This is a genomic window from Ruegeria sp. N11, from assembly GCF_056531525.1.
The window spans coordinates 1-1,156 of sequence record NZ_JBQFLX010000075.1; the positions used below are offsets into that span (position 1 = coordinate 1).

A 1,156-nucleotide genomic window follows, 5' to 3' on the forward strand; every position below is an offset into this window, starting at 1 on the left:
TTTGTTGATCCCGAGGAGCGGATTGGTCCGTTCATGCAACGATGCTACCAAAAGTGGAAACCGCGCATACAGCCAGTATTCGGGGATATGAAAATCTTTCTATTCGGGCAATCCACCAGCAACCATCGCACCAAAATACCGGTCCTGGTCCTCAGTACGCATAAAGGGTGTGTTTCTGTGTGTAGAAACACGGAAGTCCGGCCGGATTTCGAGTAATTTCTTTGCTTCAACCTGTGCATCTTCCAGACGTCCCATTTCAGCAAGGGTTGCGACCAAGATACGGCGCGGAGGAAGCGACTTTGGATAAGTTGAGATACCGGTTTTTGCCAGCAGAATTGCCTGTTCGTAATCTCTGATGAGGAAATGAGAAAGGGCCGCGTTAAAATTGTACCAGCCGGGATAACGCGGATTGACCTTTTTTGCCTTGTTGTTCCACTCAATCGCTTCGGCTGGCTCACCCATAAGCGACCGTAGAAAGCCCATACCATATAGAACCTCAGGATCATTGGAGTTCTCCCGTATTGCCCGCTGAAATGCCTGGTATGCAAGTTGATGATCGTGGTCAGCAAACAAATATAGCTGGCCCAAGCGGTGTTGAACGCGATAGTCCGATTGATCCAGTTCTAACGCACGCTGTGCGTGCCTACGGGCTTTGTTCAGCGCGGTTTCTGGATCGTCCGACCCACCAAAGCGCCAGAGGCTAAGGTAGCGACCGCTCAATTCAATATGGGTAGAAAGGTAGTCTGGATCGAGAACAATGGCTTGCTCCAGAAGTTCTATTGCCTCTTGCCGACTTGCAGTATTCAACAGTTTGCTTTTGGCGACAGCCCTCAGAAACAGCTCATAAGCTTCTAGATCATCGGTCGGCCGTTTCTTCAGCGACGCGATTTCTTCTTCCTCAACTACTATTTTCAGCGTGGATGCGATTTCCCGAACAAGGTCGGCCTGAGCAGCAAACAGTTCTTCGATCCCAACATCATATTGCTCCGACCACAGAGCGTGCCCCGATGCCGTCTCTATGAGTGTTGAGTTGATTGAAATATTCGCGCCAACGCTCTGCATGCTACCTGAAAGGACATATCCCACACCTAGCTCTCGGCCTATTTCCAATGGTTTGACCGCGCTGTCGGCAAAGGTAATCGAAGTCGAACCAGCG

General features: G+C 50.3%; 1 protein-coding gene. It reads right to left on the minus strand.

Annotated elements, in window-relative coordinates; all coding sequences use genetic code 11:
• Positions 1 to 99: 99 nt before the first annotated feature.
• Positions 100 to 1,156 (minus strand): tetratricopeptide repeat protein (locus ACR0J8_RS24225; RefSeq protein ID WP_480892869.1); only part of this gene is annotated, 1,057 nt, incomplete at its 5' end.